The organism is Myroides sp. 1354 (genome assembly GCF_030324495.1).
Taxonomy (GTDB): domain Bacteria; phylum Bacteroidota; class Bacteroidia; order Flavobacteriales; family Flavobacteriaceae; genus Flavobacterium.
In genome coordinates this window covers 35,909-60,622 of sequence record NZ_JACAGN010000005.1, presented here as the reverse complement: position 1 = coordinate 60,622, position 24,714 = coordinate 35,909, and the positions used below count along the sequence as shown (strand labels likewise).

At 36.1% G+C, this 24,714-nt stretch carries 28 protein-coding genes and 1 tRNA gene; 7 read left to right on the top strand and 22 right to left on the bottom strand.

The genetic code is table 11. The features are described from left to right. Positions 1-63 precede the first annotated feature (63 nt). On the top strand, positions 64-843 hold the full coding sequence (map, locus tag HX004_RS07105; RefSeq protein ID WP_286441670.1) for a type I methionyl aminopeptidase: 780 nt from the start codon (positions 64-66) through the stop codon (positions 841-843). A gap of 73 nt (positions 844-916) precedes the next feature. On the opposite strand, the gene HX004_RS07100 is transcribed toward map, so the two are convergent. After that, complete coding sequence (locus HX004_RS07100) at positions 917-1,861, bottom strand: helix-turn-helix domain-containing protein (RefSeq protein ID WP_286441669.1); 945 nt, start codon at positions 1,859-1,861, stop codon at positions 917-919. Positions 1,862-1,998: 137 nt separating this feature from the next. On the opposite strand from HX004_RS07100, the gene HX004_RS07095 reads away from it, so the two are divergent. After that, entirely contained in the window at positions 1,999-3,180 is a 1,182-nt protein-coding gene (locus HX004_RS07095) for an MFS transporter (RefSeq protein ID WP_286441668.1), read from the top strand. Between the two features lie 153 nt (positions 3,181-3,333). On the opposite strand, the gene HX004_RS07090 is transcribed toward HX004_RS07095, so the two are convergent. Next, on the bottom strand, positions 3,334-4,272 hold the full coding sequence (locus HX004_RS07090; RefSeq protein ID WP_286441667.1) for an NAD(P)/FAD-dependent oxidoreductase: 939 nt from the start codon (positions 4,270-4,272) through the stop codon (positions 3,334-3,336). Positions 4,273-4,357: 85 nt separating this feature from the next. Between HX004_RS07090 and HX004_RS07085 the strand changes: the two genes are divergently transcribed. Next, positions 4,358-4,738 carry a Fur family transcriptional regulator gene (locus HX004_RS07085; protein ID WP_286441665.1) on the top strand — a complete coding sequence of 127 codons (381 nt, stop codon included), beginning with the start codon at positions 4,358-4,360 and terminating at the stop codon, positions 4,736-4,738. A gap of 4 nt (positions 4,739-4,742) precedes the next feature. Here the strand turns inward: HX004_RS07085 and HX004_RS07080 are convergent, their stop codons facing one another. Next, positions 4,743-5,093, bottom strand: coding sequence for a winged helix-turn-helix transcriptional regulator (locus HX004_RS07080; protein WP_286441664.1), 351 nt, complete (start codon positions 5,091-5,093; stop codon positions 4,743-4,745). A gap of 85 nt (positions 5,094-5,178) precedes the next feature. On the opposite strand from HX004_RS07080, the gene HX004_RS07075 reads away from it, so the two are divergent. After that, positions 5,179-5,694 carry a dihydrofolate reductase family protein gene (locus HX004_RS07075; protein ID WP_286441663.1) on the top strand — a complete coding sequence of 172 codons (516 nt, stop codon included), beginning with the start codon at positions 5,179-5,181 and terminating at the stop codon, positions 5,692-5,694. Positions 5,695-5,796: 102 nt separating this feature from the next. On the opposite strand, the gene HX004_RS07070 is transcribed toward HX004_RS07075, so the two are convergent. From HX004_RS07070 to HX004_RS07055, 5 genes are all read right to left on the bottom strand, one after another. Next, positions 5,797-6,372 (bottom strand): YdeI/OmpD-associated family protein, encoded by a 576-nt coding sequence (locus HX004_RS07070; RefSeq protein WP_286441662.1) that lies wholly within the window; start codon positions 6,370-6,372, stop codon positions 5,797-5,799. A gap of 2 nt (positions 6,373-6,374) precedes the next feature. Beyond that, positions 6,375-6,770 carry a RidA family protein gene (locus tag HX004_RS07065; RefSeq protein WP_502888465.1) on the bottom strand — a complete coding sequence of 132 codons (396 nt, stop codon included), beginning with the start codon at positions 6,768-6,770 and terminating at the stop codon, positions 6,375-6,377. A 228-nt stretch (positions 6,771-6,998) separates the two neighbouring features. Next, positions 6,999-7,193: a MutS2/Smr-associated SH3 domain-containing protein gene (locus tag HX004_RS17705; protein ID WP_353620008.1), complete on the bottom strand. Its 195-nt coding sequence runs from the start codon at positions 7,191-7,193 to the stop codon at positions 6,999-7,001. Positions 7,194-8,135: 942 nt separating this feature from the next. Further along, positions 8,136-8,381: a 2-phosphosulfolactate phosphatase gene (locus HX004_RS07060; protein WP_286441660.1), complete on the bottom strand. Its 246-nt coding sequence runs from the start codon at positions 8,379-8,381 to the stop codon at positions 8,136-8,138. Continuing rightward, the gene (locus tag HX004_RS07055) at positions 8,351-8,581 is read right to left on the bottom strand and encodes a hypothetical protein (RefSeq protein ID WP_286441659.1); all 231 of its coding nucleotides are present in this window, start codon (positions 8,579-8,581) and stop codon (positions 8,351-8,353) included. Before HX004_RS07055 ends, HX004_RS07060 begins: the two co-directional genes overlap by 31 nt. A 248-nt stretch (positions 8,582-8,829) precedes the next feature. On the opposite strand from HX004_RS07055, the gene HX004_RS07050 reads away from it, so the two are divergent. Continuing rightward, a complete protein-coding gene (locus HX004_RS07050; protein ID WP_286441658.1) occupies positions 8,830-9,459 on the top strand; it encodes a hypothetical protein in 630 nt (209 codons plus the stop codon). Between the two features lie 179 nt (positions 9,460-9,638). On the opposite strand, the gene HX004_RS07045 is transcribed toward HX004_RS07050, so the two are convergent. The 6 genes from HX004_RS07045 to folE form a co-directional block, all read right to left on the bottom strand. Then, positions 9,639-9,971 carry a gamma-glutamylcyclotransferase family protein gene (locus HX004_RS07045; RefSeq protein WP_286441657.1) on the bottom strand — a complete coding sequence of 111 codons (333 nt, stop codon included), beginning with the start codon at positions 9,969-9,971 and terminating at the stop codon, positions 9,639-9,641. A 787-nt stretch (positions 9,972-10,758) separates the two neighbouring features. Next, positions 10,759-10,843, bottom strand: a tRNA-Ser gene (locus HX004_RS07040). A gap of 194 nt (positions 10,844-11,037) precedes the next feature. Continuing rightward, positions 11,038-11,946, bottom strand: a complete 909-nt coding sequence (lgt, locus tag HX004_RS07035; RefSeq protein ID WP_286441656.1) for a prolipoprotein diacylglyceryl transferase — start codon at positions 11,944-11,946, stop codon at positions 11,038-11,040. Between the two features lie 94 nt (positions 11,947-12,040). Then, on the bottom strand, positions 12,041-12,265 hold the full coding sequence (yidD, locus tag HX004_RS07030) for a membrane protein insertion efficiency factor YidD (protein WP_286441655.1): 225 nt from the start codon (positions 12,263-12,265) through the stop codon (positions 12,041-12,043). A gap of 52 nt (positions 12,266-12,317) precedes the next feature. After that, entirely contained in the window at positions 12,318-13,796 is a 1,479-nt protein-coding gene (cysS, locus tag HX004_RS07025) for a cysteine--tRNA ligase (protein WP_286441654.1), read from the bottom strand. Between the two features lie 24 nt (positions 13,797-13,820). Continuing rightward, a complete protein-coding gene (gene folE / locus HX004_RS07020) occupies positions 13,821-14,492 on the bottom strand; it encodes a GTP cyclohydrolase I FolE (RefSeq protein ID WP_002985547.1) in 672 nt (223 codons plus the stop codon). Between the two features lie 275 nt (positions 14,493-14,767). Between folE and HX004_RS07015 the strand changes: the two genes are divergently transcribed. Further along, positions 14,768-15,169 (top strand): DUF4377 domain-containing protein, encoded by a 402-nt coding sequence (locus tag HX004_RS07015; RefSeq protein WP_286441652.1) that lies wholly within the window; start codon positions 14,768-14,770, stop codon positions 15,167-15,169. Between the two features lie 53 nt (positions 15,170-15,222). Here the strand turns inward: HX004_RS07015 and HX004_RS07010 are convergent, their stop codons facing one another. From HX004_RS07010 to HX004_RS06975, 8 genes are all read right to left on the bottom strand, one after another. Continuing rightward, positions 15,223-15,753, bottom strand: coding sequence for a GNAT family N-acetyltransferase (locus tag HX004_RS07010; RefSeq protein ID WP_286441651.1), 531 nt, complete (start codon positions 15,751-15,753; stop codon positions 15,223-15,225). 105 nt (positions 15,754-15,858) lie between these two features. Continuing rightward, positions 15,859-16,893, bottom strand: coding sequence for an LLM class flavin-dependent oxidoreductase (locus HX004_RS07005; RefSeq protein ID WP_286441649.1), 1,035 nt, complete (start codon positions 16,891-16,893; stop codon positions 15,859-15,861). A 138-nt stretch (positions 16,894-17,031) separates the two neighbouring features. Further along, entirely contained in the window at positions 17,032-17,961 is a 930-nt protein-coding gene (gene lgt / locus HX004_RS07000) for a prolipoprotein diacylglyceryl transferase (protein ID WP_286441648.1), read from the bottom strand. Between the two features lie 508 nt (positions 17,962-18,469). After that, the gene (locus tag HX004_RS06995) at positions 18,470-19,534 is read right to left on the bottom strand and encodes a hypothetical protein (protein WP_286441647.1); all 1,065 of its coding nucleotides are present in this window, start codon (positions 19,532-19,534) and stop codon (positions 18,470-18,472) included. A 126-nt stretch (positions 19,535-19,660) separates the two neighbouring features. Next, positions 19,661-19,945, bottom strand: coding sequence for a GNAT family N-acetyltransferase (locus tag HX004_RS06990; protein ID WP_286441645.1), 285 nt, complete (start codon positions 19,943-19,945; stop codon positions 19,661-19,663). Positions 19,946-19,951: 6 nt separating this feature from the next. Continuing rightward, complete coding sequence (locus HX004_RS06985) at positions 19,952-20,353, bottom strand: OsmC family protein (protein ID WP_286441643.1); 402 nt, start codon at positions 20,351-20,353, stop codon at positions 19,952-19,954. Between the two features lie 16 nt (positions 20,354-20,369). Continuing rightward, positions 20,370-21,287, bottom strand: coding sequence for a pirin family protein (locus tag HX004_RS06980; protein WP_286441642.1), 918 nt, complete (start codon positions 21,285-21,287; stop codon positions 20,370-20,372). A 164-nt stretch (positions 21,288-21,451) separates the two neighbouring features. Then, positions 21,452-22,426, bottom strand: a complete 975-nt coding sequence (locus HX004_RS06975) for a hypothetical protein (protein WP_286441640.1) — start codon at positions 22,424-22,426, stop codon at positions 21,452-21,454. A 150-nt stretch (positions 22,427-22,576) separates the two neighbouring features. On the opposite strand from HX004_RS06975, the gene recG reads away from it, so the two are divergent. Next, positions 22,577-24,679 carry an ATP-dependent DNA helicase RecG gene (gene recG, locus HX004_RS06970; protein ID WP_286441639.1) on the top strand — a complete coding sequence of 701 codons (2,103 nt, stop codon included), beginning with the start codon at positions 22,577-22,579 and terminating at the stop codon, positions 24,677-24,679. The last annotated feature ends 35 nt before the right edge of the window (positions 24,680-24,714 follow it).

The window sequence follows — 24,714 nt, the reverse complement described above, 5'->3', positions numbered from 1 at the left end:
ATTTTAGTCTGTCTAATTTTTACTATGTAAGTTATTCTACCGCAATTACTTTTGCTACTAAAAATGATTATACAGACCGCTCAAGAACTTGAGCATATGCAGCAAATAAGTAATATTGTAGCCACTACCCTACAACAAATGATTACTTACACCAAAGAGGGAATGACGACAAAAGAAATTGATCTTTTTGGGGAGAAAATACTTCAATCCTATGGTGCTAACTCAGCTCCTTTTGTCACGTATAATTTTCCTGGATGTACTTGTATTAGTGTAAATAATGAGATGGCTCATGGTATTCCTTCTGATAGAGTTCTACAAAAAGGAGATGTTGTCAATATTGATGTATCTGCCGAATTAAATGGGTACTTTGCAGATAATGGAGCATCTATTGTTATTGGAGAAGATATTTACTCCAATCAAAAATTAGTAAATACTTCAATAGAAGCCTTGTACAAAGCCATCTCAATCATCAAAGGAGGCGTTAAAATAAATGAAGTAGGACGCATGATTGAAAAAGTCGCTAAATCTAATGGATTCAAGGTAATCCATAATCTAGGTGGTCATGGTATTGGTAAAAGCCTACATGAAGAGCCTGATTGTATTTTAAACTACTATGATAGATATGAAAACAGGCGTTTTAGAAAAGGTAGTGTTGTAGCTATAGAAACGTTTATCTCAACAAACTCAACATCTATTTATACCGCTAAAGATGGCTGGACATTTCTTGCTAATCATGGAGGATATTGTGCACAGCATGAACATACAATACTTGTAACAGAGGATAAACCTATTATTTTAACAGCAAACAATGGTATTTTTAAGGACTATGTTTTCGAGAAATAGTAAATAACGCTGATCATATTATTGTCAAATAATGGCGCAATCGAACAAACCATTATTTGACACCTATATCTAATTATAGTCTCGTGTATTTTTTGGGCTTTACTCCAATGTGTGTTTCAAAGGTTTTTGAAAAATGACTCAGATTAGTAAAGCCTAAAGAATAACCAACCTCCGACACGGAAAGCCTTTCCTCTTTTAATAAACGAGCAGCTTCTTTCATTCGAAACTCTTGGTAATAATTAAACACAGTACGACCAAAAACTTGTTTGAACAAACGCTGTAACTTCGATAAGCTCATATTCGATTCATTGACTAATGCTGCTAACTGAGGAGGATGAGCTAGATCACTAAGAATCAAGGCTCTTATTTTATATATTGTTTGAATATCTTGATTATTTAATGCATATAAAGAGCTATCCTTTCGCTTTTCAAGTTGATACAACAAACTACATATAATTTGCTCGGCCTTTATTTTCAAATAAAACAACTCAAAAGTTCCATAATCCCTTGATTCCATCAACGCTTTAAGCATACTAATTAAATCAGGAGAGACTAATTCTTCAAAAAGTAAAGGTTGGTTATGTTCAAGTAGCCCTTTAATACTAGGTGAATGTTCTTTTGTGCCTAATTGGTTTTGTAAATAATTGGCATCTATTTCAATCGTAATGGAGTGATCACAATCAATGACAATTGTATTTTCTGTATTAATTCTACTTGTAGCAATTAATACGCGTGGAATATCTTTTATTTTTCCCCCTAACGTTTTATCACTAAGAACTCCTTGAAACTTAAATAGTATAATTTTCTTGTCAGATAACAACTCAGGATTGCTGATGGATACTTCTTCGTTTAATTGATAATCCGTGATGAGTATTCTGATATTTTCGTTTAAATGATACCCAATACAATACCCTACTCCTTTATCTAAAGGAATATCAATACGGCCCTGTTTTATTTTAGTATCTAAATATTTCGCTAACGCAGTAAAAATTCTAGGCACGTTTATTCTTTGCTCCATTTTAATTTGAAATTATATAGCTATTTTATGCTATAATACGACTATTTTACCTCAAAATCAACATTTAGTTTTGTCCTGACGTTTGATCACCTAGATGAATCAAACCAATTTATTCATTCTAAAAATTATGATTCGACATGAACTTAAAACTAAATAAACTGTGGATTGTTATCCTAATTGTAGCCTTAAACTCCATTGGTTTTTCCATTGTTATTCCTCTTTTACCTTTTCTTTTAGAGGATTACCTACCCTCCAATCAAATTGTTTTTGGGATGGGGCTATTATTCTCTATTTATGCGATATGTTCCTTTATCACCGCTCCAATTCTTGGCGCATTAAGTGATAAATATGGCAGAAAACCCATTCTTATTATTAGCCTTTTAGGATCTGTTCTTGGATATGTATTCTTGGGAATTGGAGGGGCGCTCTGGGTACTCTTTCTCGGGCGTATTATAGATGGTTTAACTGCAGGAAACATCAGTGTACTCTTTGCTTATATAGCAGACAATAGCAAACAAGAAGAACGCTCTAAATGGTATGGATATATTGGAGCTGCTATGGGTATTGGTAAAATCGGAGGTCCCACTTTAGGTGCCTTGCTAAGTACGATATCCTTAGCACTACCTTTTTACCTCACTGCCTTTCTGCTATTTATTTCAACCTTAGCCGTTTATTTTTTCCTTCCTGAATCGTTAGCTGTAAAACTAAAAGATAAAAAAATAGAGCTGAACAATCTCAATCCTTTTAAACTACTACTAAATACCTTCTCAATAAAACCCCTTAAACATTTGCTTTTAATTGGTGTACTTTTCTATATCGTCCTTACAGTGTTTCAATTTAATATGACCCTTTTCTTAAAAGATATTTACTCTTTAAACACCTTACACATCGGAATACTTTTAACGATAGTTGGGATAGTTGAAATTGTATCGCGGGGCTTTCTTCTTCCTTTTTTATTAAAAATATACAGTCAACGAACAGTAACTACAATAGGCTTACTAACGCTTATCGTTGGTTTTAGCTGTATTGTTAGTAGTATTTACATAAATTCTCTTGCCTTAATTAGCCTCGCACTAATCTTTATCATACTTGGAGAAGGTCTTTTTGAACCTACTTACCTCAGTAAATTATCAGAACAAACGTCAGCGGATGATCAAGGTAAAATACAAGGTATTAATCAAAGCTTACAGGCTCTTATTACGATAATAATTCCAATTATAGCTAGTGCTGTTTATTTTCAAAGTGCAAGCCTTCTTTATCTAAGTACCATACTCATTTTAGGTATAGCATTACTCCTATTTTATAAACTCATTCGTTAATCAATCCACTTTATACTTTCCCAAGCCCCTTGTTTGTATGATACTGATTTGCTGTATTCCAAGTGTATGAAATCTAGAAAAAAAGCAAAAGAGAGTGACCTAGTAAGGCACTCTCTTTTACTTGACTACTTTAAATAGTATAGTTTTAAATTATTAATCCTGTATCGATTTTTCAGGACTAGTCAAAAATAGTTCTTCGGTAAGCGCTTTAACCACCATGGCCCCTGCCATAGAGCCAGTAGCCACCGCAGCTGATACCGATCTAAACATATTGGTATTATCACCACAGGCATAGACCCCATCAATACTTGTTTTTTGAAAAGCATCAACCTTGATGTAACCTGTTTCCGTTAGTTCACAACCTAAGTCTTTTGGAATCGAACAGTGTTGCTCAAAAGCTACAGCTGCGTACATCACTTGAACATCTAATGTAGCATCATCTTGAAATCGAACCGATTCAAGATAGCCATTTTGATGTTTAATTGCTGTAATTGGAGTTTCGATAATTGCAATATGATTGCGCGCTAACTGCTCTCGCTGTTCTAAAGTAAAGTTCGCGGGAGCATTCGTTAATACCGTAATATCCTTCGTTAAATTACCCACTAAAGAAGCCAGGTGAACAGCCTTATCAGAATTTGCTAAAATAGCTGTTTTCTTATCTTTAAATTCATACCCATGACAAAAAGGGCAGTGAATCACTGATTTTCCCCAACAAGCTTCTATCTCATTCACATCGGGCATAATATCTTTTATACCTGTGGCAAAAATTAATTTCTTACCGCTAAACGTATCATGTGAAGCTGTTGTGATTTCAAAGCCGTTTGAGGTCTTTTTACCTGATATTGCTAATCCTTGGTAGAAATTCACCGTTTGATAGGCTAAAACCTGCTCCCTCGCTTTTCTTGCTATTTCAGCAGGCGTTTGCCCGTCTTGGGTAATAAAGTTATGGGAATGCGGCGTTTGTCTATTAGAAGGCAAACCGCTATCGATAATTAAAACGGATTTTAATAAACGGCCCAATGCCATAGCAGCAGAAAGTCCGGCATAACTTCCTCCTACAATAATTACGTCATATTGATTTGTATCAGTCATAATCTATTTTTATTTAATGCAACTAAGTTGCAATAATAATGATTAAATTTGTAATTGCAACTATGTTGCATTATTATTTAACATCATGAAACAAACTAGAACTACACAAGCGAAAACCGAAATAATAAAACTCATTGAAAACTCAACAGTAGCCCTATCCCATGCAGAGCTACTTGCTTCATTACATGGAGTCTGTGATAGAGTAACGATCTACAGAGTACTTGATCGCTTACTAGAAGAAGGGATTATTCATAAAATAGCCACGGTAGAAGGTACAATCAAATATGCTATTTGCCAGAATTGTTCCGTAGAAAAACACCATCACAATCACCTTCACTTTACCTGTGAACGCTGTCAAACCACCACTTGTATGATTGATATAGAACCTTCTTTTTCATTGCCAAAAAACTATAAAATGAGAGCTGTCAATTTTACAGTATCTGGTATTTGTCCGGAGTGTAGTTAAGATTCTATTTACCTTTAATTAAGTTTCTGTGCTTTACACCAAACGCAAGTAAAGATTCTAAAACGGGATAACTCTCTAAGGCATGTGCTGTTAAACGATAAGATACCGTAATGGGTTTAGTGGAATTAACCGTTCTCGTAATTAATAGATTATCTTCCAATTCCTGCAACTCTTTAGTTAATACCTTAGGAGAAATCCCTCTCGCTTGCTCTTGTAAATCTTTAAATCGCATTACTTCGCGAGTACGAAGATGATGAAGAATGCAGAATTTCCACTTTCCACTTAGTAATTCAATAGCATCTCTTAATGCTAAAATTGTTTCTTTGGGTACTTTATCGTTGTTTGTTGTTGCCATTGTATTCGTTACTATCCTAGAGGTAAGTCATAGCAAATATAAAATAACCGTGTGCTAGATTTGTAGTTATTTTAAAAACTATAACATGAAAATAGCTTTAATTGCCAACATCTCCATCAATGGTAAAGTATTAGTATCAGATAATCCCTTGTATCAATTACCTGAAGAAGCCTTCACCTTCTATCTTGGTTTAGCCCATCAAGTTGGAAATTTAGTCGTCGGCTTCAACACCTTTCAACACTTTCAAAATTCTCCTCCAAAAGTGAAAGATCTCTTTAAAGGAATAGAAATTATAGTATTGTCAACGAATCCAAATCATATTGTAGAAGGGTATACTGTTGTTCGTAGCCCTGAGGAAGCAATAGCCTATATGGCGGCAAAAGGAAATACGGAACTAGCTATTGGTGGTGGAACAGGTACCTTCAACGCTTTTATCGACAAAGAACTGGTAACGGATCTTTATTTGAATATTAATCCCTTGTTTATTGGTGGTAATGACATTTTAGGAATGCAAAATAACTTAAATACAAAATTTGATATTGTAACGCATAAAGAGCACCATGGGTTTCTTGAGTTGCATTTAACTAAATCTAAGAATTAAAAATAAGTTCGATTTTTTCTATGTATTTATGATAAAAGGGCATTAGTTAAACTACCGCCCTTTTTAGGTTTTCTTTTAAGTAGTATTTCTATAGCCACTTGTCTATTTAAACGGTTTAGGCATCTTATTTTGACTTGCCTCTTTCGCTATTTCTTCTATTCGTTTTTGCCTTGTTTCTGAGCGTTTAGCTAGTACTATCCAAGAAAGTAGTATTTTTTTATTGCTTTTACTTAAACGAAGAAAGTAGTCCTTTGCTCCTATGTACTTTGTGAATTCTATTTCTAAGTCAGTGGGAATAATTAACTCTTCAACTGTATCTAAAATAAACCAAGAACCGTTTTCTTTAGCTACTTTAATACTATCTAAACCAGCTTTCGTTATAAGTCCCTCCTCAATAAACCGCTTTACTTTTTCTTTATTTATTTTAGACCAAGTACTATTTACTTTTCGCTTACTGAAAAACTGATGCGAGGTATACTTATCAATTTTTACTTTCTTACTGTCAATCCAGCCAAAACAAAGCGCTACATCAACAGCTTCACTCCAAGAAATTGTTTCCTTATTGGATTCTTTGGTATGAAAAACAAGCCAAACAGACTGTTTTAAAACATGGTTGTTTTCCAGCCATTCTCTCCACTGTGTTTGACTTGTCGGATAAAAAATTTCTATATTGTTCATCTTTATTTTACTACGGTAGCTTCTAATTCAATCGTTAAGGTAGCAAAAAGTCCCTTTACTTCAAGTAATGTTGTAGCTTGTTCTATCCCATACTTTTCAAGGAAAGGGACATAAACCCCCATGCAGCTTGTAAAGAAATCCTGTGTTGATGTAGTATAAACAGTAAGTCTTACTATGTTCTTACATTCATAACCCGACTCGATAATTAACTGTTCTAAGTTCTCAATGGCTTGTTTTAATTGTGAATTCATATCCTCACTACTTGGAACCCCATTTTGATCAATAGCGACTTGCCCTGAACAGTATAAAGTACCTGTTACATTAGTTACCTCTACGGCTTGTGCTGAATTGGTGAGTTCTCCCCATTTCCAAGGATTAATTATTCTTTTTTCCATCATTTTAGTGATTTGTTTATGATGGGACAAATCTAAATCTGTGTTATGACACCCCTATGTCAGGAGGTTAAAAATCCTTAATCATATTTATCAAGATATTCTTGGAATGTCATCTTGTAAAAACGTATCCCAAACTGCATTTTTTGAATTTACACACTTTAAGAAATAGTATCAACTAAAGTATGCGTAAAAAAAAGGTACCACATAGGTACCTTCTTTTTTAAATATCTTTTACACTTTACTTCGAACCAACTCTTCTACTGCAATCGTAAGCTTCATACTTTCTATCACCACAGTCACTTTCTTTCCTCTTATTTCGATTATTTCTCCCGCTTTGCCTTTTCCATTTCGCTTGACAAAATCTCCAACGACTTCGGAGTAGTTTTCTAGCCCTCTGCAAGAGTAAGTCGTTTTGAAAACTCGAATCTCAATTTCGAGTGCCTCAAAACATAACTTGCTGTGATCTTTCGATTACTAAATCCACCAATTTTACAAAGTAAAATCTATAGTGATTTCATAGTAATAAATCACCCACTATTTGACACTAAAGTGCCAAGTTCAACCTATTATCCCTCCTAAGGAAACTTCTAATACACCAAGTACTTTAATGTTGTTTGAAAACATAAGTTCATTGTAGATTTATTGGTACAACTTGTGATTAACACCACAATTAGTACACAGCATACGCTAGTCATTTTTGCTTTCATGTTTGAATCTTTTAGTTTTAAAGTAAGAAATTTCATGCTTTGTTTTTATGTTTCCCCTTCTTAATGGATCAACTTTTAAAAAAACAAGTTGATCAAAGCACTTAATACCAATCACCTATTGTAAATTCACTCAGCTTTTGGCAGTGAAGAGCAGACACCTAGATAGCAATTGAGGATATAAAATAATTCCCACAATAAATAGCCTAGCTAGAAATCGGCAGTAAGAGAATCTGATGCTTTTTTTGCCTCCATTCAACCTTTTCATGCACCTTCAACGGGTTGAATCAAAATAAAGAAGCACTCTTGTATAAGAGTGCTTCTGGGCTAAAATTATCTGTTGGGTTTAAAATCCTACAGCAGGATTATCGAAAAAAATTTCACTATTGTACGAAGCTTAAAAGCAACAGGCATTCGGGTCTAATCCATGCATCTTTAATCCTTTTACTTCGCTTTTACTTCTATATATGATTTAGATTTATTTTAAATGAAATACAATTTATGTGCCATTCTATACAGACAAAAATAAATGGATCGCTAGCTAATCCAAGTATATAATCACGAATAAAACATTTACAAAAGACCATTTGTGCAGGACTTAAAAAATGGAATAATTGGGCAACCTATTTTTTGAATAACTTGTTTTACTCCGTTTTACCCTACATTAGTACGAATGAGCGCCAACATAAAAACGTCCCTCTTTCAAAAGAGGAACATGCGGACTAACATTAAAATCGCAAGCTAAGTCAATATCTTGTTCAAATCCTCGTTCGATTAATTCTTTACCTGAACTACAGTTTTTAATATCAGCTAATAAAGAGGATTTAGCACTTTCAAAAATGGCTAAACTAGCTTTACTTTCAGGAGATAATGTTCCTGTTAAATACGAAATAATTGCTCCTGCTTCCATTTCTTGAGCATAGGAAATCGCCGATTCATCTTTCCAACGGAAGGATAAATAAGAGCCCCTCGAGCCGTTGCAATATCTACACAAGTAGAAAAGGAAAGAACATCAACAATAATAATAACATCCGATATGGGAGCTAATTCTCTTACTCCACCATATCCCCAATCCATTCGAATATCAAAGGCTTCTTGGTTGTAAATCATGAGTCAAATTAAAGGTTCGTTTTTAGTACGTTCGTTTAGTATCGAGCGCAATCCTCCTACCTCTTAATCTAAGAGGAGTATTTTTCCTTGTCGTTGGAAGAAATAAAAAGCAGGATTATTTGTTGGTGCGAAAATAAACAAAGTCACGCAATATAAACGCTTGCTACAACAAGAAAACGGGGTAATATGAACGTCCTTTTTGGAGTTCTTATCCCCTTTTTTGTACTTTCGCGAAGAATAGACTAATCATGAGAAACAAAATCATCCTCGACCAATTACGCGCCAAAGAAAAACAAATGGAACAGCTTGTTTGTGATCGTATTGAACAAACAGGAAATAGCATACAAAAGGAGTTTTACCAACGATGGAAAGACCACAATCGAAATGAATCAATAGAAACTATGTTTTATGATTTGAGGCAAAATGTTGTGGACTATTGGTTAAACGAAAAATACACCAAAGGTTCAACAACAGCATTCAACTTATTATATTTAGAACAGGATGGTCTCTACGGGGGTGAGTTTACTTCTTTTGCCATCGACTTTCGCTATCCATCTAAGAAATTACCTCAATTTGAAATCCTGGATGATCGCTTTCATTACATAGAAAACAGGAGTAATTTACCTACTTGTGTGATTCCTCTACTAGATGTTTTAACACAAGAAATTCAAGGAAAAGAATATGATTTTGAAGATTGGGACGATGTCATGGATATGTATGCGCTCTTTGAAGTTACGGCTTATATTGACACCCATCACACCTTATTACTCGCCCATCAGGAGCAGCTTTTCCAATCCCTTCCGATCCAAAAACCTTTTTATCTTGCGGTAGGTGAACACGATGCAGGGGAACCTCAATTGATTTACGTGATCGAATAAAATATACCAATAGTGAACCGAAGCAATTATTCCCTTTGTTCAGAATAACAAGGGGATTAAGGAAATGTACCCATAGATTGCTATTTACCCGCATAACGCCTCATGCTAAAGAAGCTTTTGAACTAGTGTCACCTATATCAGGGACGTACAAATCCTCTAATCATCTCACTTCCTCATCCTTATTTCTCAATATAGATAAACCCTTCTTTACCCGACAAAAACGATGTTTTTATGCGTTTATAGCTATCCACTTCATAGGCATCTGCATGAGCCAATTCTTCGTCCGTCAGCGTTAAGAGTACCCCTTCTACCCTATCGTTGGGATTTCCACTAGGTGAAAGAATAGGATGGAATTGTTGCCCTGATTTTTTTAATACTTCTTCATCAAAAATTTCGATATAATCTAATTTGTATCCCAGTAGAACCTCTTTTTCACTTTGTAAGATTCTACCAAAAGTTTCCAATTGAACTTTTTCGTACTGTAAAGTGCCGTATGAGAATAATAAATTCATAAATATGGTTTTAAAAAGGGTAGCGCTATATTCATAAAGCCTATATGCTTATTTCGTTTACCCTGCTACTAATATAGTTAGTTTTTATAACAAACTATATTAGTACGAATAGTAAAACAGAGAAGACCAATCCCTTATTGCATTCAGTATTGTATGTGTATATTTTTAGAAAAACGTAGGGGCGAATTGCCATTCGCCCAATAACCTGAAAATTTTATTTCAAAAGGACAAGGGATTACATATCCCAAAGAAAGTGTAGGGGTGAATTGCAATTCGCCCTATAACCTGAAGATTTATTTCAAAAGACAAGGGATTGCAGATCCCAATGAAAACGTAGGGGCGAATGGCAATTCGCCCTATAACCTGAAAATTTTATTTCAAAAGGACAAGGGATTACATATCCCAAAGAAAACGTAGGGGCGAATTGCCATTCGCCCAATAACCTGAAAATTTTATTTCAAAAGGACAAGGGATTACATATCCCAATGAAAACGTAGGGGCGAATTGCCATTCGCCCTATAACCTGAAAAATTTATTTCAAAAGACAAGGGATTGCATATCCCAAAGAAAACGTAGGGGCGAATGGCAATTCGCCCTATAACCTGAAAATTTTATTTCAAAAGACAAGGAATTACATATCCCAAAGGAGGTAAATAAACACAAAGAAAACCAATACCTCGCTGCATTCGGTATTGTATTTTTTTATTTTCGTCCATGCTCGAAAGTAAAACTTTCGGCATGGCCTAAAAATAAAAAAACCGATAACTCTCGTTATCGGTTTTCTTTGCGGAGAAAGAGGGATTCGAACCCCCGGACCTGTTACAGTCAACAGTTTTCAAGACTGCCGCAATCGACCACTCTGCCATTTCTCCAGTAGTCTGCTTTACTTCTGTATTGCGAGTGCAAATATAGCGCATTTACTGACTTTGACAAACAATAGACCAATAAATTTTACTCTTTTTTAATCTAAAAAACCTAAGTCTTTTAGAACAAATAAATTACATCCAAAAAAAAATAGCACTTCTTTAGGTAAGAAGTGCTAGTACTATCGATTTGCGCTCAATGATTACGCGTAAATTCTCTTTTTAGCAGTTGCCCATAAATACACCCCTGCGAGGATAAATGGAATACTCAACCACTGCCCTGTTGATAAAAGTCCTAAGGTTTCTTCAAATCCACCTTGACTTCCCTTTACAAACTCTACGATGAAACGCACCATCCACAGCAATACTAAGAACACTCCGAAGATGTATCCTCCATACTTGCGAGCATCTGTTTTCCAATACATAAAGTACAGAATTAAGAACACAAATACATAGCCAAAAGCCTCGTATAATTGCGTTGGATGTTTTGGCAATACTTCAGCCAAGGCTTGTGCAAATTGAGGATTGTGTTGAATCGCATCATAAGCAGCATTGTGATCATTCATACCTGTAATTTCCATCGCTTCACGTGACGTAAAACGATCGCGAATAAAGCGAATTCCCAAGGCACTTGTTGTTTCATGTCCAACGATTTCCGAATTGAAAAAGTTTCCTAAACGCACGAAGATTCCTCCTAAAGTTACAGGAATCACCACGCGATCTAAAATCCATAAAATCGGTTTTTGAATCACATTTTTGCTGTAGTAATACATCGTTACGATAATACCAATGGCTGCACCGTGACTTGCTAAACCGCTGAATCCCACAATTTCAAATTTTGGCGAAAAGCGAACCGGTAAAATAATCTCTAACAAGTGATTTTTAAAATAATCCCAATCATAGAAAAAAACATGTCCCAAACGCGCACCAATCAAGGTAGCCAATACCGTATAAATGAACAACTTATCCAATTTATCAACGCTTAATCCTTCGCGGTCGTATATTTTTTTCATGACGAACCAACCTAAACCAAAGGCCACTACAAACATCAAGCTGTAGTAACGCAATTGCATAAAACCTAAATCAAAACCTTCCGAAGGATTCCAAATCATAGTATTCGAATTTGTTATGTTATTACTGCGGTCTCCCGCTTTTGTCAATACGTAAAAATAGAAAAATTATTTAACAATCAAGGGTAAAAATACACTAAGGTACCGGATCATACCCTTTCCCTCCCCAGGGACCACAACTACTGATTCGCTTAATCGCCAACCAACCCCCTTTAAATAAGCCATGCTTCTTAAGTGCTTCAATGGTATAATGCGAACAAGTGGGACTATATCGACAAGTAGGCGGAAAAAAAGGAGAAATCCCCCCCTGATAAAAGCGCATCAATACAATAAATGGAGCAATGAGTATCTTTCGCAACATAAGTAGTAAAATTAAAAAAAGCTATAGAATAAATCCTATAGCTTTTATGTGGTTATAAAGAAAAGGATGTACCTTCTTTGCCGTCTTTTAATTGAATATCTAACTTCGCTAGTTCATCGCGAATGTGATCGGACATAGCAAAATCTTTATTTGCACGAGCTTCATTTCTCATTTGAATTAACATGCTTACAACGCCTTCTAATTTGTCGTTGTTTGCTGCCATCATATTCGTTGATTCCAATCCTAGCACATCAAATACAAACGCGTGCATTAACGAAATAAACAAAGTTAAATCTTCTGCTGTGATTTTTTCTTTTCCTTCTTTGATAACGTTGACTAATCGAACCCCTTCAAATAAGTGAGAAATTAGAATTGGACTGTTGAAGTCGTCATTCATTGCATCATAACACTGTTTTCTCCAGTTTTGGATATCTACAGTAGATTGAGCCGCAGTTGGCAATTCTCCCATGTGTTTAATCGCCTCCATCAAGCGATTGAATCCGCGTTCAGAAGCTAAAATAGCCTCATCAGAGAAATCCAACACACTTCTGTAGTGTGCTTGCAACATAAAGAAACGAACCACTGCAGGAGCAAATGCCTTACTCAAAACCGCATTCTCTCCCGAGAACAACTCACTAGGTAAGATATTATTCCCTGTTGATTTGGCCATTTTCTTGCCGTTTAAGGTCAACATATTCGCGTGCATCCAGAAGTTTACAGGTGTATTTCCTGTACAAGCTTCGTTTTGTGCAATTTCACATTCGTGGTGAGGGAATTTTAAATCCATTCCTCCTCCGTGAATGTCGAAGTGATTTCCCAAGTATTTCGTACTCATGGCTGTACACTCCAAATGCCATCCTGGGAATCCATCTCCCCATGGTGAAGGCCAACGCATAATATGTTGTGGTTCAGCATTTTTCCAAAGAGCAAAGTCCAATGGATTGCGCTTATCCGACTGACCGTCTAAATCTCTAGTATTCGACAGTAAGTCCTCAATTTTGCGTCCACTTAAAATTCCGTAGTGATGCTCCTGGTTGTATTTTTCTACATCAAAGTAAACCGATCCATTTACCTCATAAGCAAAACCATTGTCAATAATTCCTTGAATAATAGCAATTTGTTCAATGATATGCCCTGTGGCTGTAGGTTCAATACTCGGAGGTAGGTTGTTGAATTGTTTCAGGATATTGTGGAAGTTAACCGTGTATTTTTGCACGATTTCCATCGGTTCAATTTGCTCCATACGCGCGCGTTTGGCAATTTTGTCCTCTCCTTCATCCGCATCGTCAACGATATGCCCTACGTCAGTAATATTACGCACATAGCGCACTTGATACCCCAAGTGTTTCAAATAGCGGAATACCAAGTCAAAAGAAATAAAAGTTCTACAGTTTCCCAAATGCACATAGTTGTAAACCGTAGGTCCACAAACATACATTCCTACTTTACCCGTGTGAATAGGTACGAAAACTTCTTTTTCTCCCGAAAGAGAATTGTAAACTTTTAATTGTTGTTCTTGATATAATGCCATAGTTCTATTTTAATAAATTGTAAATTAGAATTGTGTATCCAATTTAATATAATCTAAAAATTCTTTTCTTACGCTTTCTTCTTTAAAACGCCCACCGAATTCAGCCGTAACTGTACTACTTTCGATGTCTTTAATTCCGCGTGAGTTTACACATAAATGCTTTGCATCCATAACACAAGCTACATCTTCAGTATTCAATACGCGTTTTAATTCATTGACAATTTGAATTGTTAAACGCTCTTGTACTTGCGGTCTTTTTGCGTAAAAATCAACAATACGGTTCATTTTAGATAATCCCACTACCGTACCATTTGAGATATAAGCCACGTGTGCACGTCCGACGATTGGCAATAAGTGATGCTCACAAGTAGAATAAACCACGATGTTTTTTTCTACTAACATTTCGTTGTACTTGTATTTATTGTCAAAAGTTGAAGAACTTGGTTTTTTCGCAGGATTTAATCCTCCAAAAATTTCCTTTACAAACATTTTAGCTACACGATTTGGCGTTCCCTTTAAGCTGTCATCAGTTAAATCTAACCCCAGTGTGTTTAAAATATTCTCAACGTCTTTCTTAATCAATTCTATCTTTTCTTCGTCTGTGCGATCAAACGCATCACTTCTTAATGGAGTCGCATCGCTAGAAGCAATGTGGTTATCTCCCATATCGTCATGAAATTTTTCGTCTAAACTCATTATCTAGATTTTAATACGGTTTTAGTTTTAAAATAAACGCAAATATAAGCAATAAAACTAACATTTTAGTAGGTAAAATACTTTTTGACAATGGATAGTTGTTGACCGTTGACCGTTCGCGATTTACAACCTAAACACCTCGAAATAAGACAAACCTTCAAACAAAAAAACATCACTACATAAAAATAAAAACAAACACTTTTACCATACAATTAACCAAAAAATCTAATTTTTCTTAATTATTATCCGTAATTTTACTATCAAAATTTATTCTCATGAAAAAAACACTTTTAATTGCTAGTTTAGTAGGTATGTTTGCTTTTGCAAGTTGCGGAAACAAAAATCAAAAAGAAGGAACGGTAGAAGAAGTTAGTGTAGAAGAAACACTAGACAAAACAGCTACTCCAGAAACTGCAGAAACACAAGACATTGTAACGATGTTTATTGGACCTAAAAAAGTAGATTGTACAGGCGTTGGACCAATGAAATGTCTACAGGTAAAAGAAACAGAAGATGGAGAATGGACGTTATTATACAGCTCTATCCAAGGTTTTGAATACGAAGAAGGATACAATTACAAGTTAGAAGTACGCAGAGAAGATGTTCCAAACCCTCCTGCTGATGCGCCTTCTGTTCGCTACATCTTGGTGAAAGAAATTTCAAAAACGAAAGCTTAATTTCAATTTTAATACTAAAAAAGAGCACTTAACGTGCTCTTTTTTTTATGGTATTATCTGTATTCTTTTACATAGAGTTTATGTTCTAAAAGTGGATGATCCAAAGGAACGAGTGGATGATTGAAATTTTTTACATAGGTCATCCCATTCTTAATCATCACTTGCTCCGACGCTTTATTGGGTAATGTGGTAAAAGCATACACTCGTTCTAAGTTCAACCTGTCTTCAGCAAAGTGCAAACAAGCCTTTGCCCCTTCTGAAGCATACCCTTTATTCCAAAATTCAGGTAATAAACGCCAAAGGATTTCCATTGCTGGAGCAAAATCAACATCAAACTCAAATCGGTTGAACCCAATAAATCCAATAAACTTTTGCGTTGCCTTCTCTTCTACCGCAAAGACTCCATATCCATTTGCTTCAAGATTATCTTGTAGTTTGAGCATCATTTCCTCCGATTCTGCTGCCGTTTTTGTATTCAAAAAATAACGCATGACTTCTGGATCGCTATTCAAGCGAATAAAATCATCTAAATCTGTTTGTTTATACTGTCTTAACAGTAAACGATCTGTTTCTATATATACCATTACATCCTAATTTAAATGACAAAAAGAAAAAAGAGATTGGAATTAACCAATCTCTTTAAACCAAAAATCTATAAAAAACAAATGTAACTATTTCGTGGGGATTTCTTATTGCTGTAATGCTTTTTTTACGGCAGGAGCTACTTTCGTACCTAACAATTCAATGGATTTCATCATCGTTTGATGATCAGGTGCACCTAAATCCATATGCATTAACCAACGGGTTAACCCAAACATTTCTTGGTGGTACAAAATTTTATCTATTACTTGGTTGGCATCTCCAATAAACAAAGCGCCATCTCTACTTCTTCCTCCTTCATATTGCTCATACGTATAGGGCTGCCATCCTCTTGATGCACCGATACGATCCATTTGCCCTTTGTATAAATCAAAGTATTCTTTAGACAATTGAGCACCATCAACTCCAAGTAAACCATGTGAATGCGTAGCAATTTGCATCAACTTCGGATCATGTCCCGCTGCTAAATACTCTGCCTTATAATAATCAAAGAAAGGTTTGTACTGCTCTGGCATACCCCCTATGATGGCAAAAACCAAAGGCAATCCCAATTTAGCGGCACGCAACACCGATTCTGGCGTTCCTCCTGCTGCAATCCAAACATCCAACGGCTTTTCTGCACGCGGAAACACTTGCTGTGCTTTTAAAGAAGCACGGTGTTTTCCCGTCCAAGTTAAAGGTTCTTCCGTCGCATTAATATTCAATAAGAGATTTAATTTCTCTGTAAATAACTCACTATAATCCTCTAAATTATAACCAAATAAAGGAAATGATTCGATAAAACTACCGCGTCCAACCGTAATCTCTGCTCTTCCTTTAGACAGTAAATCAATCGTTGAAAATGACTGATATACGCGAACAGGATCATTGGAACTCAAAACCGTAACAGCACTTGTCAATTTGATTTTTTCTGTTACACTTGCTGCAGCAGCCAAAATAATATCTGGCGTTGACACTGCATAATCAGGACGGTGATGCTCTCCTATTCCAAACACATCTAATCCAACTTGATCCATTAGTTTGATTTCTTCCATCAATTCTCCTAAACGTTGTTGGGGAGATTGATAGGTATTCGTCTGTTTATTCAAACGCAAATCTCCAAACATACTGATTCCTATTTCCATAACTTCTTGCTTTTTAGTACACTATAAAATTACAACTTCTAAACGGATCCAAGGCTTAACCTACATTAAGTTCAACAAAACAAAAAACCTTCTAAATTTTGTTTAGAAGGTTTGATTTATATTTGACTATATTTTCAGTTAGTCGTTTATTTTATCGCTTTCATTGCTTGATTCAGCATCTTTTGGTTCTTCAATTGAATCTTTCTCGTTATTCTGTACTGCTTTAGCGTCAACAATACGCAAAGGAGTATCTACTTTAGGTCTTTTCAGACTCCAGATAACCAAGAGCAATCCAACAATCATAAAGGGAATACTCAAAATTTGTCCCATATTCAAGACCATCTCATTTTCAAAAGCAACTTGATTTTCTTTGAAATACTCCAAGATAAATCGAGCCGTAAACATAAAAATCAAGAAAAGTCCGAAGAGCAAACCTTTGTAACCGCTGTATTTCTTTTGATATAAAACATATAGAATAACCGTTACTGCTAAATAAGCAAATGCTTCATACAATTGAGTAGGATGTCTTGGAATCAAATCATCGCGTTGGAAGATGATACCAAAGATAGAATCTGTTGGTTTTCCGTAAATTTCTGAATTCATGAAGTTTCCAAAACGGATGAATGCTCCCGTAATTGGAATCGCAATAACCAAGCGATCTAAGAGTTGCAATAAATTGGTTTTATATCGCTTGCAAAATAAAGCTAAACTCAACAACACTCCAATAGCCCCGCCGTGACTCGCCAAGCCCATAAAGCCAACGAAGTGGTAACTACCGTCTACTTTTGCAATAGGCAAGATGATTTCTAAGGGATGTTGAGAATAATAAGCAAAATCGTAGAATAAACAGTGCCCTAATCGAGCACCTACAACTGTTCCTACAACAATATAGATTAACAGTTTATCCAAATATTGAATAGCAATTTGCTCTCGCTTAAAAATTTGCTTCATGAATTGATAACTCAAAATCATGCCAACAGCAAATAATACACCGTAATAGCGAACAGCAAAATCCCCTATTCTAAAAATCTCTGGATCTACGTTCCACGTAGCTAAACTTATACTCATACTTTATTTTGTCTTTCTTTTTACTCGAATTCCCAAAAGTAGCGGAATTGAGAAGAAAAACAGAAAAGTTAACTGTTTTTTATGAGGGAGTTGATTGTTGGGGGTTGATGAGGAAATGAGACGATGAGACGATAAGGTGGTGTCTCTCTCCTACCTATCGCAGTACAAACACAACCCATCAAGGCTTTGCCTCTATAATCCTTTCATACTATAACCATAGTGCGTCTATTGAAAACAACTCTATTAATGGAATCACTATAGACTTATCCTCTACTAATACAAAAAACAAGGGCAAAAAGTCTCCCTTTTACCCTTTATTACTTTCTTTACTAATGAAGTTATTATTTAAAAAACAGTCAACCATATTTAGGGATGTTCAGATTTCAACAATCAACAATCAACAAACAACAAACAACAAACAACTAACAACAATCAACTAACAACAATCAACCAACAACGAACAACAACCAACCTCACAAAGCACAAACCGTCAACTGTTCACCGTTAACTAAATCCCATGTTGCAACACGTACACCTTTTGGTACTTTTCTTTGCGTGGTTTACGAGGATGAAATACAATTCCAATTTTAGTATCTGAGATTGGGCTAATAGAAGAAACAGCCAAATCATTCGTATCGAGGTTTAACACCTCTTGAGAAAGCAAGTTTTTGTACCCACTTTTATTTTTATTGTACACCAATTCTACCAAACTATCATGGCGAACCACTAACCAGCCATTGCCGTGTTCTGTGGTAAATTGAACAGCACTAGTTTCCTCATTCAAATGTTGAGGATGCCAAGTTCCAAAAAATTCATCGCCTAGATTGTACAATTCTGCGTATAAACAATTGCCTTCTTCATCGATTTCTACTAAGCCAATTTCTCCATTTTCCTCACATAATAAATACGATTTCTTATCAAAAGAAAGACTCAATGCTTCATGTACAAAAGGAAAATCGAAATCCAACACTCGGCTTCGGATTTCTTGGCCACTTTCGTTAATTTGACGGTGTAACCACCCAGATTCTACTTCTGTAATGAGGTGAATTTCTCCATTTTGCACACATACCTTATTGCCTTTTGGCATGGGTACGGTGATTTGCTTACAGCCTAAAATATCATTTTCGTGAAAGGCCAAACAAGTCATAATATCCTGTTTGCTTTCTTTCCAAATATCCACTTCATAAAAAATGGTAGATGCCTTTGTACAACCGACAAAACGCCCAGCTAAATCCTTGTCAAAGGTAAACTGTTCTCCTATGTTGCGTTTGAAAACAGGCAGGATTTGTCGAGATTCACTCTCATCCTTATCTCCCACAACAGCGACAAAATTTGTCGCTAAGGGATTAAGAAACAAGGTAGGTAAAATCCCTTCTGACTCTACAATCTCTCTTTTTCCTCCTTCTTCATCAATCAGCGTATAGACCAATTCAAAAGCGGTTGGATCTTCTGCATCTGTAAAGACGTAATTTGCTACTAATAATCCCTTTTTAGCCCAACAACTTCCCATCGCTTGAATAGCAAAGGGTACTTCTACTGTTGAGATTAATCCAAATGATGTTTGTTCATTCATAAAGCAATATTATTAGCAGTTAAACGTAGGCACAAAGGTAAAAAAACTTAGCAGACAAAGGAAGGCCTTACCTCCTTTTTTGCCCACTAAGCTTTTCTTTCAATTATTACTATACTATTTCTTTCTTTACGCTCTCATATCCGCCAATTCTGGATGACGGTCAAACTGAGCTTTTACAAAAGGACACAAAGGCATAATCTTCACCTTTTTTTCTTTCGCAAAAGGCACCACTCCTCTATTTAAGAGTTTCACTCCAATGCCCTGTCCTTTAAACGCTTCATCTACGTGCGTAGAATCGACAATAATCATGGAGGTTCCCGCCACACTATATGTCATCTCTCCTGCTTTTACTCCGTCAATCCAAGCAGAAAAAGCACCTTTACTTTCGGTTTGTTCGTGTTTTATTTCCATTCTATTTTAGTTTTGTATGGTTGTTTCAATGTTTACATTTCCTGTAATAATTCGGTGTACTGGGCACTTTTCAGCAATTGTTAGCAATCGCTTCTTTTGAGCTTCATCTAGTGTACCGCCAACAAATTGTACTTCTCGTTTGAAGTTTGCTACTTGATTGGGCTTATCGTCTTCCATTTCTACCTGTACCACAATTTCATCCACCTCCCATTTCTTCATATTTAAGTACATACGCAACGTGGCAGCCGTACAAGTCGCCAAGGCCGAAGCCAATAATTCAAACGGATTTAATCCCGTATCTCCTCCACCTAAATCAGTTGGCTCATCGCTGATGATGCTGTTTTTCCCTGCTTTTACTTCTGTTTGATATAAGGTATTGCCTAAAGTGGCTGTTACTTTTACTTCCATGCTTTTTACTGGTGATTTAACTCGTCTTATTTCTAAAATTCTTCATTCCTTCTGGAAAAGGTACATAACTTGTATCATCTCCTTCAATTAGGGGAAATGCCTCATAATTTTGATCAATCCAATCTTGTTTTGCTTTTTCTAGGCGCTCTACATCATGAGAAACAAAGTTCCAAAGAATGTAACGCTCTTCTGGTAGAGCATCTCCTCCAAAAATATAAACGGTTGTATTAGGAGCCATCTCAAATTCACAAAGTGTACTATCGTTTGAAATCAAGATATTCTTATTTCCATACGTATGTTCTCCGCTTTTTACTTCTCCTTCGAGAATATACATCGCAGCTTCTCCAAATAAACCTGCACCGATATTGATTTTCGCTGCTTCTTTGGATTTAATTTCGATATAGTATAAGGGACTGTGAACAGGAACAGGAGATTCGTGACCTAGTGCCTTTCCTGCAATTAATTTATATTCCACCCCGTTTTCTTGCCAACTTGGCAATTCACTTGCTTCAATATGCACAAATGACGGTTCAGTTTCTTCTAATTCTTTGGGCAATGCAATCCATATTTGCAAACCATGCAAGACTGTATCTGGTTTCTCTTGGCGGATATTGACAGGCATGCGTTCCGAGTGAACTACTCCACGTCCTGCAGTCATCCAATTTACCGCACCTGGTGTAATTTCAACATGACTGCCCAAACTATCGCGGTGCATAATAGAACCTTCAAACAAATAAGTCAACGTGGATAAACCAATATGAGGATGGGGATCAACATCTAAATTATCGTGATCTTTTACCGCTGCTGGTCCCATATGATCAATAAAAGCAAAAGGACCTACGGTTCTCTTTTGGCGGAAAGGCAGCAATCTTCCTACGAGGAAATTACCAATACTCGCCGCTCTTTCTTCAATAACTAAATCTACATTTGACATAATCTACTTGGTTTTTATACGTTTATTTTTCTATAAGGTAAAAGTACATCCCTTTTTTCACCTCTTCGCTTAACCTACGTTAAGTATCCTTCTAAAATACGCAAAATAACCCAAATATGCCAAACGGAACCGTTAACTTCATGTGAAGTTAAAATACAGAACCCTTAGTTTTTTTTATTGCGCAAACGCAACTTATACGTTAATTCTACGCTAAGCAAGTGATTATTTATGCTTTTTTTAGGTGAACTGATGCGATATAAAGAGGGTTTATAACTAAATCCGACGTGAAAATTCCTTGCCACTTCAAAATGAACAGCAGCGACTAACCCTACTGTACTGTGACTGCTTTCTATTGTTGGATCCTCTACAATTTCATTTTTATCATAATCGTATTCTTTATTTTCATTGCGTCCCCAAAACACCCCATAACCAACATTTAAGCGATTAAACTGATGAAAATTCGCTAGTTTGATCGTATAAGCATATACATTATTTTCATAAAGCGGAAAAATAATCATCGTTGTATTCGCCCCAGCACCAACACTTAGATAGTTTCTATTGGTGTAATAATACGAAAATCCTACCTCTCCAAATCCCGTACCTACTCCCTCGTTCTTTCTATTGGCCTCAGGCAATTCCACATTGAGATAACTAAAAGGTGAAATAGTCAAATAAAAGTAAATATCACCCTTTTGCGTATCGGGTTCATAACTAGAATACTTGCGATTTCTACTAAAGTCCGCAATTTTGATGCTACTATCTTGTAGCACTCCATCCGCCTTCATGGGATCTAAATACACCATTTTAGGATACTCAAAACGTCTATTATTTGTTAAATCTACAGCGTAATTTACAGGTGCAAAAAAGACACCTATTAGATTTAAGTAGCGAAACCGATCGCTTAATTCCGATTGAATTGTATAGTTTAAATCTGTCGAATCTGTAACTACAACGACTTTCAACTCTTCTTTAGCTCGGGGTACATTAATTCGGACGGGTAATTCGTAAACAGAATCTTTGAGTTTAATGTGCTCAACATTTTTACTCGTATAAAAATAAACCGATTGATGGTTTTCATTGAGCACGGTGGCACAAGAAGTTAACATCAATAAGAACACAAGTAAACAGAGGTATTTCATCTTTGGTATTTTTTGTTAAATCTAACAAAATAAAAACACAAACAAAATAAAAAACAAAGGGATAAATTGCTATAGTTTCTCCCATAAACTCCTTTATCTTTTCTGTGAAAAACACGTATCTTAGGGGTTTTAATTTGACTTTCATTTAAAATGTATAATAATCTACTTGACACCCCTATTGAATACTTGAAAGGCGTTGGACCTCAACGCGGTGATTTACTCAAAAAAGAGTTAAGTATTTTTAAATACAGTGATTTGTTGCATCTATATCCCAATCGATATATTGATCGCACGCGCTATTACAAAATTAATGAACTTACAACAACGCTAGCTGAAGTTCAATTGGTGGGTAAGATTATCCACCTGAAAACCGTAGAACAAAAAAGAGGCAAGCGACTAGTAGCTACCTTTACAGATGGTACGGGTCAATTAGAAATTATTTGGTTTCAGGGATTCAAATGGATTAAGGAAAATTTAAAACTCAATACGCCTTATGTTATTTTCGGCAAGTTAAACCACTTTAACTACACCTATTCTATGCCGCATCCAGAGATGGAAACCGTAGAAGAGCACAAAAACAATATTGCTTCTACCATGCAAGCTGTCTATCCCTCTACGGAAAAACTTGGGGCTAGAATATCGAATAAGGCCATGAATAAGTTAATGCATCAATTGGTGCAAGAAACCTATCCTTTATTTAACGATTCCTTGCCCGAAGATTTTCGCGCTAAATTGGGTTTAATGCCGATGAATCAAGCGATGATAAACATTCATTTTCCCAAAAATCCAGAAGAGTTAAACAAAGCGCAATTTCGATTAAAATTTGAAGAGTTGTTTTACATTCAAATGCAGCTTTTAATCAAGAATATTGCGCGTAAAGGCAAAATTCAAGGTTTTCCCTTTACCCAAGTTGGCGACTATTTTAATGCGTTTTACAACCATCATTTGCCCTTTCCTTTAACGAATGCGCAAAAAAGAGTGATCAAAGAAATCCGCAATGACGTAGGGGCTCCCGCTCAGATGAATCGCCTCTTACAAGGAGATGTAGGGTCGGGAAAAACGATTGTCGCCTTTATCAGTACGCTCTTTGCTCTGGACAATGGCTTTCAAGCGTGTATTGTGGCGCCAACAGAAATCCTAGCTACGCAACATTTTATCGGAATTTCTGAATTGGCAGCCCCTCTAGGCATTCAAGTTAAATTACTCACCGGATCAACGAAAACAGCGGAAAGAAGAGTCATTCACCAGGATTTAGAAGATGGAAGTTTACACATTCTCATTGGTACCCATGCCCTATTTGAAGACAAAGTTATCTTTAAAAATTTGGGATTAGCCATTATTGATGAACAGCATCGCTTTGGAGTGGAACAACGCTCTAAACTTTGGAAGAAAAACACCATTCCTCCTCATATTTTAGTGATGACAGCGACCCCCATTCCCCGTACTCTAGCCATGAGTTTGTACGGCGATTTGGATATTTCGGTAATTGATGAATTACCTCCAGGTCGTAAACCCATTCAAACCATGCATTATTTTGAAGGAAAACGCTTGGCCGTGTGGCATTTTATCAAACAGGAAATAGCCAAAGGCAGACAGGTTTATATTGTTTATCCACTTATTGAGGAAAGTGAAACCCTAGATTACAAGAACTTAATGGAAGGATACGAGGGCATTTCACGAGATTTTCCTCTGCCTCAATACAGCGTGAGTATTGTTCACGGACAAATGACACCTGCTGAAAAAGACAAAGAGATGGATCGTTTTGCCAAAGGGGAAACCAATATCATGGTAGCCACAACAGTGATTGAAGTTGGGGTAAATGTTCCCAATGCTTCCGTGATGATTATTGAAAGTGCCGAACGCTTTGGTCTATCTCAGTTACACCAGCTTAGAGGTCGCGTAGGCCGTGGTGCTGAACAGAGTTTCTGCATTTTGATGACAGGTGATAAGTTGAGCAACGACAGTAAAATACGCATGGAAACCATGTGTCGCACCAATGACGGTTTTGAAATTTCGGAAGTAGATTTAAAACTCCGCGGTCCTGGAAATATCATGGGAACCCAACAAAGTGGTACACTCCCTCTCAAAATTGCGGATATCGTACAAGATCAGGAAATTTTACATTATGCTAGACATCAAGCCATTCAATTGCTCAAAACAGATCCTACTTTAGACCAACCCAATCACAGTAAGATTAAAGAAAAATTAAATCGCTTGAATCAAAGCACAAGTATTTGGAATTATATTAGTTAAGAAAGAAGAAAGAAGAGAGAGGAGAGGAGTAAATT